The following is a 9379-nucleotide window of genomic DNA, read 5'->3' on the forward strand; positions in this document are numbered from 1 at the left end:
GGCGCCTGGCCGGCTGCGGCGTTGCTCGTCGGTCACAGCCCCAAAACGGGGATGCTCCCTCCTCGCGCCTTGCATCCGGCCAGGCGGCGCTCCCGCCAAAACCGGAAGTTATTTTTGCACAGACCCTTAGCATCCAGTTCGACTATCGCTTCGACACAACTGGTTTTTTCGACGCCGCGGAACGCCGGGCGGTGTTGAACGCTGCCGCCAACGAGTATAGTTTTCGCATCACGGACTCCCTGGCGCCGCTCCTTCCGTCCGGAACCAACACCTGGAATGCGCTCGTCCTTCGGCCTGACACCGGGACGATGGACAACCAAGCGAAGCCGTAACAACTCAGTTGAACCGCGAATGGACGCGAATGAACGCTAATAGAGACAGCCGATCTGAACTCGGGAGAGACTGCCAGTTCCACTCCCTAAACGGTGAACCCCGTCCGCTGCCGAAAACAAACATTTTCGCCTTGGGATTCGCGTCCATTGGCGTCCATTCGCGGTTAGGCTTTTGAATAGTCACGGCTAAGCCGTTTCCACGCAAGTCCCGAGCATTTGATCTCACGCAAAGATCGCCAAGGACGCAAAGGGAAGGCGTGGAACTGCTGCGGAAAGGCACCGTTACTGCTTGGTCCGCGGGATGGACGACAAAGCTCGTAGCGCAGAGTTGCACTCTGCCGGATCGCAGAATTGTATTCTGCGGGGCGTCTCCCAGTCCGAGCACGCTGGGATTTGCCGGCGCCCTGCCGATTGGAAATCGGCGATACAGCAGATTGAAAATCTGTATAGCTACGGTTCTCCGGTCGATCTGTCGTCAATCCCACGGTCTGCACAGTAATCAGTGGCAGGAATTGAAACGCCGGAAGTCCATTTTCTTATTTGCCGTTGCGGGCTTGGCGGCCTCTGCGTGAGGTTTCTACTGCATAGAGCCGGTTAAGCCGGAACGACGCGATCGACTCCTTCACCAATATCAATGACACTCGCAGGTCGATTGCCGGGAAAACGGACTGCTGGGAAGCGCTATCGACGCGCCACTCTGGCGGCGCTGGCGCTGGCGTGGATCGTGGCCCTTACGCTTCAGGTTCACGATTGCCTGCCCGCTGCGTTCTTTGCGCTCGTCCCGCGTCCCGTTCGCACTGGGCATCGTCGGAGCGCCTCGGCGGCGTGGGTCCTGTGTGTTCGCGTGCGTTGGAGGCTGGATATTCTTTATGGCGGCGCAGCACTTCCTGGGATTCTACTCCTGGAGCGGGTTGGCCGTAATGGCGTGTTGGCAGGCGACTACCTTGGCGCCGGTGGCGCTCGCCATGCGATGGCTGCACGAACGATGGGCGTGGCCGCTGACGTTCGCGTTGCCGGTGGCATGGGTCGGCGGCGAGTTCCTCCGCAACCTGGGGCCGCTGGCCCTCCCCACGGGCCTGCTCAAGGCGCCATGCTACGACCAGCTTTGGATGATTCAAGTGTGCGACCTGGCCGGCGTCTATGGTCTGGACTTCGCTTTGGGAATGATCAACGGACTGCTGGCGGACGCAGCGCTGGCGTGGCTGGGGAGCACGCGCGCCCTCGCGTGTCCCGACCGGCGCCTCGACGGTCGGAATCATCGAGGAATGCAACCACCGTATAATGGTTCTGTTCGGGGAGAAAGTTCTCCGAAACGAAACTTCGGGCGGTGGACGGCTGAACTTCCCCCTCACCCGTCCTCCGGACACCCTCTCCCCCTCGGAGGGGGAGAGGGACGGGGCGAGGGGGAAGTTCGTGGGGAGACCGTGGTCGGCGAGAGCGCCGACCACAGCACGCAAGGGCGCGTGCGCTTCCCAAGGAACAAACACGGCCTGGCGATTCCGGCATTGAGCACCCTGGCGGTCTGGCTGTTCATCCCTGCCTACGGATGGTTTCGACTTTCCGAGGCGGAAGATACGATGCGTCCTGGCCCGGTACTGGCGGTGGTCCAGCCGGATATCCCTTACCGAATCGGTATTGCGAACGGGTTCGATCCGACAGTTTATCTGGAGGAAATGATCGCCATGAGCCAGACGGCGCTCGCGCAGCCTCCGCGCCCGGAGCGCGTGGTGAGGCGAAAGTGATTTCGCAACGATTCAGATTCTAACAAAAGCAAACGAAGACAACGAAGATCAGTATCCCCTCAGTTAAGGAAGCTAAGCCGTAACTTATTCAGAAGAGAAACCACGGATGGACACGGATTAACACGGATAGGCCGAGCGAAATGAATTTGTGCTCTCAGCACTGGAGATCACTTTTTACTGATTGGACTTTCGATGGGAGAAACTCAGTCTTATCCGCGTCTATCCGTGTTCATCCGTGGTTGATGCTCTATTCTGTTGCATAGAGACGGCTAAGGTGGGGCGAGGACTCCTGCCGAGCCAATGCCCTCGAAGAAAAGCTCCGCAGGAGCGTCGCTCCATCGTCGTTAACTGAGGAGCTACGAAGATCAGGAAAGCGCCGGTCAACACTTTCCCCGTTCTAATCGGAGTCACTGAAATAAGGACCTTGCGCCGCGTGCCCGAATCGGACTCGGCCCGATCCGCGAGGCTTTGTTCTCTTCGTTGTCTTTTGTTAACTGAATCTTTACGCAAACAAGTTCGCCCGCCATGTTTACTGGGAAATCGCTTGGATGATTAAGGAACGCGTTCATCTTCATTGCGCAGGATGTCTCGTTTCCATCGCCCTCTGCCTGGTGGCTGAGGCAGCGAGTTTCAGAAACCTCGGGTTTGAGGAGGCGAGGACGAATATTACGGTCCTGGAGCAAACGGTTCCAGGGATTGTCTCGGGTCGAGGACCGATTTCTGATCTGCTTCCTGGGTGGGATCTATCTGCCTTTGTGCCTGGCGTCCGGACGAATTCTTTCGCCGGGCTTGATATCGGCTTTAATGCCGGGATCGGGTTTGGAGGAGTCAGTTTGTACGACACCAATGCCCGTCTAATCTAATCTAGACTAGAGCGGTTCTATTCGCCGGATGATTGAGAGGCAATACTTCTCCAGGATGGTCGGGACGCGGACGGCGGTTTCGCCGCCGTAGCTCAAGCCGTAGAAAGCAATGCGGCTGCCGTCCACCTCGGGACGGGATTCGAGCCAGCGCAAAATCTGATCGTGCTGCGCTAGGATGAACGAGAACAGCGTGGCCTTGATCGTGTTCGCTTTGCGGTCCAGCCAGCGGTACCGGTCTTCGCCGCGATACAGATTGTGCGGCGCGAACGTGATGAAGCCGCGCTCGGCGAGGACCCCGGCAAAATTGTTGTAGGCGGAATGGTTGGCGTCGATGGTGTCGCGTGGCACGCCGTTGCGGCCATGCTGGCAAACCACGACGGGCCGCCGTTCGCCCGGTTTCAGATCTTTTGGCAAAACAAGCGCGCCCCAGGCAAACACTTCCGGCCAGACATCCAGGACAACGTCGTAGGCGGTCCATTTCTCGGTCTCGGCGACCTTTCGAGTGCGGGCATTGAACGGGAGCAAAGGTTCGTCGAACTGGCCCATGGCTTCTTCCTGGAACTGGCGGCGAAAGGCTTTTGCCCCTTCGATGAATTGTTCCGGCGGATGAGTGGGATGGCGGCGGGCCGTGCTCCACTGGTTGTTAGTCCACACCGGCATGACTGTGTAGAGAAAAGATTCGTCCCGAACTCTGTCCGCCTGGCGCACGAGCATCTGCACGTGGTTTTCCATTTCTTGAACCCGGCGAAGATTCCGTTCCACCGGATCGAACCCGGCGCGCCGATCAACCGGCATTTCATCGGAAAGCGCTTGGAGTTTCGCCACCCCGAACCTGCCGGCAAACGCGGTCAATGCGGCATCGGAGAACGGGCCGATGGGCGTTTCTTGCTCGCCATGCACGAACATGGCTTTGGGGAATTTCGGTCCAGTTTCAATCCGCTTTACTTCTGCCGCTGCGCGGGCGAAGTCCGGCGTGCGCCAGTCGCCTTTATGGCCAGTGATGGCAGGCACGACGGAATGCTCGATCATCAGCGCGCGCGGGAAAATGAGAGAAGCAATCTCTGCATCGCCAAACTCGCGGATCAATCCCCAGACGTTTCGGTAGATGGGTTCGGCCCAGATGGCTTCGCGCGAGTCAAAATAGCCGCTGACCAGTGTCGTCGCGAGATTCTGATCCAACGCCCCGGCGTAGAAAGCAATCAACCCGCCTTCGGCAAACCCGCACACACCGATCTTCGCGTCACCGCCATGTTGCTGGCGAAACCAGTCCGTGGCGGCCAAGACGGTTTGCACTTCGTAACCAATGACGTGGCGGCCCATGTGAAAAGCCTGCCGATAAATCCATTCGCGATACGTTTGATCGGAGGCGCGCAGTTGTTTGTCTTCGGTCGCGAGCTTCTGCCGATTGATCAACGCTGGCACGATCACCTCGAATCCGTTCTCGGCCAACCGCCGGGCCGCTTGCGATTCACGAGGAATGCCTTCGGCCAGTCCCATCAATTGCTCCGGCGTTTGGTCCGCATCCGGCAGCGCGATGACGTGACCGTTGGTCTCTCCTTTCGGCTGGATCAACAGGCCTTCGCCAAAGAATCCCTCCAGCACGGGCCAGCGGACTTGATGAACGCGATACCGCGAAGTCTCCGCAACCAAAGCCGGATGCGCGTCATCGCCGAACCGTTCCATCCCCGAAGGCCGCCGTGGATCCACTGCGCCAATGATGTTCTGAAACGCTCGCGATTCTGTTGAACCGATTTGGCGTAGGCCTCGGGCGCAGAGAAATCGCGCGTCCAGAATCGGCCGCGCTTTGCTGGCGCTTCCGCGATCTTGCGCTCCACAAAACGATGCGCGCCATCCATGAGCCTGGACGAAAGGTCCGCTTCTTCCCAGGTCAACAGCTTGGTTTGCGGGAAGGCAACCGGGCGTTGGGCGACTGCATCTGGCAGACCAAACAGCCCAACGGCGCTGAGGAGGATAATGTGTCTCATAACACCCAACGAACCTTCGGTTCCTCACCGCGGTATCACCGGCAGGAGGATGTGCGAGGGACGGGCTGCGTCGTGGAAAACGGTTTGCGTCGCAATCTTCAATTCCGTGTCCGTCCCGAATGGCAAGCCGCTGTTTGGATTGCGGTCGAAGCGCGGGAAGTTGCTGCTCGAAATCTCCACGCGGAGGCGATGGCCGGGCTTGAACAGATTGCTCGTCACCCAGAGATCGATCTCATACCGCTCCACCTTTCCCGGTTCCAGAAGCTGCGCTTTCGCCATGCCGTTCCGGTACCGCGCCCGGATGATGCCGTCGCAAAGGTTGTAAGCTTTGCCGTCGGGATGAACATCCACGAGCTTGGCGGTGAAATCCGTGTCTCGCGCGGACGACGCGGCGTGGAGGAGCACTTTCACCAGGCCGGTGACTTCGAGCGGTTGATCCAGCGGCGCGCTGGTATAGACGAGCACGTCGTCGCGTTCCTCGATCTTCGTTTGATCAAACGGTCCGGCGGTGGCGCCGACCAGATTGTTGCCGCCATGAGTTAGCACTGGATTGTTGGGATCATACGTGAATGTGTCGCTCGGTTCGTCTCCCGGCTTTTCCATCGCCAACTGGCCTTCACCACGCAGCGAGTTCGCCTTGCCGCCGCTGCGCAGATACACCGGAGTGAACTTCGTCCGCTTCAGCGGCCACTCGTGTTCCGCGCGCCAGCGGTTTTCACCCATGACAAACAGGTAAAGCGACGGCCAATCCTGCACGCCGGTCTCGCGTCCCTTCAGCCAGTATTCGAACCACTGAAATTGCAGGTCGCCGACATTCAGTTTCGCGTCCGTTCCAAAGTCGAGCTCGCCAACTTTCTGGACGCCGACGCCATGCGCCCACGGCCCCATGACCACGAATTGATTTCGCCGCGCGGAGCGGTCGCGCGATTGTTCCCGCACGCGATCCACAAGATCGATCGTGGTTTTGGAAAAGATGTCGTACCAGCCGCCAATGTTGAGCGCAGGCACGGTCACGTCCCGGTAGCGTCGGTCGATGCCGCGCTTCTTCCAGAACTCGTCGTAGGTGTTGTGCGCCACCCATTCGTTCAGGTAAGGAATCCTTTTCTCGAACTGGTCGGCGAAGTTGCGCAGAGGCAGGTGCCGATACGCGGCCTGCAATTTGTCCGGCGCGAGCGCCACCCCTCCTACGGCCGTGCCCCAACCCATCAGCAGCGCGAGTTGAAAGGCGCCACCCGCGTAGGCGATGTCGTCGAACACATCCGCGAACGGCACCACCGGCACCATGCACTTGAGGTGCGGGCTGGCGTTCGCCGCCGAGGCCCATTGCGTCCAGCCGACGTACGAGCCGCCGGAAGTGCCGATGTCGCCGTTGCACCAGGGTTGCTTGCCCAGCCACTCCTGCGTGTCGAAGCCGTCCTCGACATCGTAGCGGAACGGATCCCAGGCGCCTTCGGATTTTCCCCGGCCCCGGCAATCTTGCGCCACCATCGCATACCCGGCGGCGGTGTAGCGTTTGGCGTCGCCCCACTTCTCGTCCGGCTTGCCGTAGGGCGTGCGCAGCAGGATGGCTGGATGACGCGCGTCTCCCTTGGGCCGGAAAATATTCGCGGCGAGCTTGGTGCCGTCACGCATCGGAATCATCACGTCGCGCTCGGCCAGAAAATCCGGTTCTTGCGCGCGGGCCGGCAAAAGTAGCGCCGCGAGAAGCAGGACGCTGGAAATCATGAGGCGAATGTAAGCGAAGCAGGGAGTGTGCATAGGCAGACTTATAGAATGCTCCGTGAATCCTGGCCAAGAATTTCTCGGCGAGTATCCCCTCACCCAACAGTTAAGGTAGTTACTGAGGAGACCGCAGGATAGGCGACAGTTCCTTCCCCCTCACCCCGGCCCTCTCCCCCAGGGAGAGGGAGAATCGTTTGCCGGATTCCGACAAGCTGAGCGTGGCGGATCGGTCGATACGCCGGTGCAGTTCCCTCTCCCTGAGGGAGCCCTGAGGGAGAGGGCCAGGGTGAGGGGGAACGCGGCGTCCAATAACCAAGCGCTGTAGCGTATCCCACGGACTGCACAGACCCTAAGTGGTCCATTTCATAAATACGATCACGTTCGCGGCAAGGGATTTTTCGGCCAGACGAGGCGCGAGCGACGAGCATATCCCGAAGTGGATCTGTAAGGAGCAAGCAACGAAGTCTGGCGAAAAAGAACTGCCGCCCTTCGGGTTGCGCCGAATTTTGCCTGGGGCTGCGTTGCTCCTCGGTCACAGCCCCACTGGCGGGGGATGCTCGCTCGTCGCGCCTTGCCCCAGGCCAAATTGGGCGCAACGAACGTGAGCGTATTTACGAAACGGACCACTAAGGTGGGGCGAGGACTTCCTGCCGAGCCAATGCCATCGAAGACAAGCTCCGCAGGAGCGTCGCTCCACCGTCGCTAACTGAGGGGTTGCCTCGGCGATACTGGCTTGCTTGACGGGGCCCCGGCGAATCTGTCACTTTTCCGCTATGGATAACGGCCATCCACTTCCTCGTTCTTACCCCATCCCTCCGCCGCGACGGTCCATCCGATTCGCGCAGGCGGCCGCACTGTTCGTTTGCCTGGCGCTCGTTCTGGTTTCTGCCGGGTGCGGCGTTCTGGGGGCCGGGATCACCGGCTCCGGTCACACCGTGACGAAGGATTACGACTTGACGGCGTTCTCGAGACTGGCCGTGGGCAACGCCTTTCAAGTCGAAGTTACGCAAGGCCCCAAACATGGCGTCGCCATCACCGTGGATGACAACCTGGTTGAGCACCTGGACGTGACCCAGGCCGGCGAAACGCTGCGCATCAAACTCGCCCCCGGAATCAATGTGCGCCAAGCCACGATGAAGGCCGCCGTCACGCTGCCGGAATTGACCGGGCTGGATTTGAGCGGCGCCGTGCGCGCGACCTTGACGGGTTTCAGTTCAGACAAGCGATTGGACGCGGAACTTTCCGGCGCGAGCAACGTCAACTTCGATGAATATCCATCCGGCGACACGGCCGCTCACGCGAGCGGAGCGAGCCGAATCACCGTTGCTGCCAGCGGGAATTTGGTCGCCGATGCCAGCGGCGCCTCAACCGTAAGCTATGTGGGCGACCCCAAAGATGTGCGGGCCCACACCTCCGGGGCGTCATCGGTGCGGAGGAAGTAGCGTAGGGCAAGTTTCCAGCCGGACGTGTTTAGCGTGTTGGTAGGGACGGATTCCACTCCGTCCCAAATCAATCCTTGAGGCAGACCGCCGCCGAGGAAGAGACGATGGGCCGACGGAGGCTCCTGGTTTTTCCGTGGTCCGTCTCTCCCTTCAAGACACGCCTCAAGGATTAGTCAGGGACGGAATGGAATCCGTCCCTACCAAGTGTCACTGGTCGGTGGAGCGCGCCAAAACAAATCAACAATGACTGACGACATGAGAACATCAATCACGCTGGTAGCGGTCGGAGTATTCGCAAATCTGCTGACGGCGGCGGAGAAGCCGCTCGTCTGGCCTCAGTTCCGGGGGCCGAACGGGTCGGGCGTCGTGAACGACCAAAAGCCGCCCGTCGAATTGGGGCCGGATAAGAACGTGAAGTGGAAGGTGCCGGCGCCCCCCCGGGCTGTCTTCTCCCATCATCGTGCGAGATAAGTTGGTGATCACGGCGCATGAAGGCGGGAGACTTTATACAGTAGCGTTCAACCGCGCCGACGGGAAGGAGGCCTGGCGGGCCGAGGCTCCAGCCAAACAACTGGAGCCGTACCACAAAACCGAAGGAAGCCCGGCCTCATCCACGTCCGCGACGGACGGCGAGCGGATCGTGTCGTACTTCGGCTCTTGCGGTTTGTTTGGCTACGATCTTTCGGGCAAGCAGCTCTGGAAGTTGGAGTTGCCGCCGGCGGTCACGGCCGGCGAATTCGGCAGTGGAGTTTCGCCGATCATCGTGGACGGGGCGGTGGTGCTCGTCCGGGATGAGATGAAGGATCCGAAGATCATCGCGCTCGACGCGGCGACCGGCTCGCTCAAGTGGGAAACCAAACGGCTCTCCCGCACTTCGTACTGCACGCCGATTGTGTGGGAAACGCCGGCCGGCAAAGAAATCGTGGCGGCGGGCCATGCACGGATGATTGCGTACGAACTGAAGACGGGTTGCGCCACCAGACGCTGAGGTCGATTCCTCGACAGGCGAAGACAACAGCGCTCGCTGCGCACCGTCCTTCAACTCCGCGACCGCGGACTGCTTGGAGGCGCTGGACCGGCTCCGAACAGATTGGACTCTTTTCGCCACGGGAAAGTCGTCGAGAGTGTTACACACGTCGAGACGCAGGCAAAATCATTTGTCGTGAACCGACATGAGATAGGGGTAGGGATGACACACGAGCGTCACCCCTCCCTCCGAACCGGACGGGCGGATTTCCCGCATCCGGCTCTCCGGTTGATGGGGTCTCGACGAGAGAGAGCGCACCTTTCGTG

At 60.2% G+C, this 9379-nt stretch carries 4 protein-coding genes and 1 pseudogene; 3 read left to right on the top strand and 2 right to left on the bottom strand.

Features of this window, described 5'->3' with window-relative positions; translation table 11 throughout:
* Window positions 1-1201: 1201 nt before the first annotated feature.
* Complete coding sequence (locus tag FJ398_22295; GenBank protein MBM3840639.1) at window positions 1202-2074, top strand: hypothetical protein; 873 nt, start codon at window positions 1202-1204, stop codon at window positions 2072-2074.
* Window positions 2075-2943: 869 nt separating this feature from the next.
* Here the strand turns inward: FJ398_22295 and FJ398_22300 are convergent.
* Window positions 2944-4644, bottom strand: a complete 1701-nt coding sequence (locus FJ398_22300) for a hypothetical protein (protein ID MBM3840640.1) — start codon at window positions 4642-4644, stop codon at window positions 2944-2946.
* Window positions 4645-4946: 302 nt separating this feature from the next.
* A complete protein-coding gene (locus FJ398_22305; protein ID MBM3840641.1) occupies window positions 4947-6680 on the bottom strand; it encodes a CocE/NonD family hydrolase in 1734 nt (577 codons plus the stop codon).
* Between the two features lie 737 nt (window positions 6681-7417).
* On the opposite strand from FJ398_22305, the gene FJ398_22310 reads away from it, so the two are divergent.
* Window positions 7418-8086 carry a hypothetical protein gene (locus FJ398_22310; protein ID MBM3840642.1) on the top strand — a complete coding sequence of 223 codons (669 nt, stop codon included), beginning with the start codon at window positions 7418-7420 and terminating at the stop codon, window positions 8084-8086.
* 255 nt (window positions 8087-8341) lie between these two features.
* Window positions 8342-9074: pseudogene (locus tag FJ398_22315) on the top strand (hypothetical protein).
* Window positions 9075-9379: the final 305 nt, after the last annotated feature.

It is taken from the genome of Verrucomicrobiota bacterium, assembly GCA_016871535.1.
In the GTDB taxonomy this organism is placed as follows: Bacteria; Verrucomicrobiota; Verrucomicrobiia; order Limisphaerales; family SIBE01; genus VHCZ01.

Coding starts and splice junctions, on each gene's coding strand:
- FJ398_22295 (MBM3840639.1), top strand. CDS start 1,202: ATGGCGGCGCAGCACTTCCTGGGATTCTACTCCTGGAGCGGGTTGGCC.
- FJ398_22305 (MBM3840641.1), bottom strand. CDS start 6,680: ATGCACACTCCCTGCTTCGCTTACATTCGCCTCATGATTTCCAGCGTC.
- FJ398_22310 (MBM3840642.1), top strand. CDS start 7,418: ATGGATAACGGCCATCCACTTCCTCGTTCTTACCCCATCCCTCCGCCG.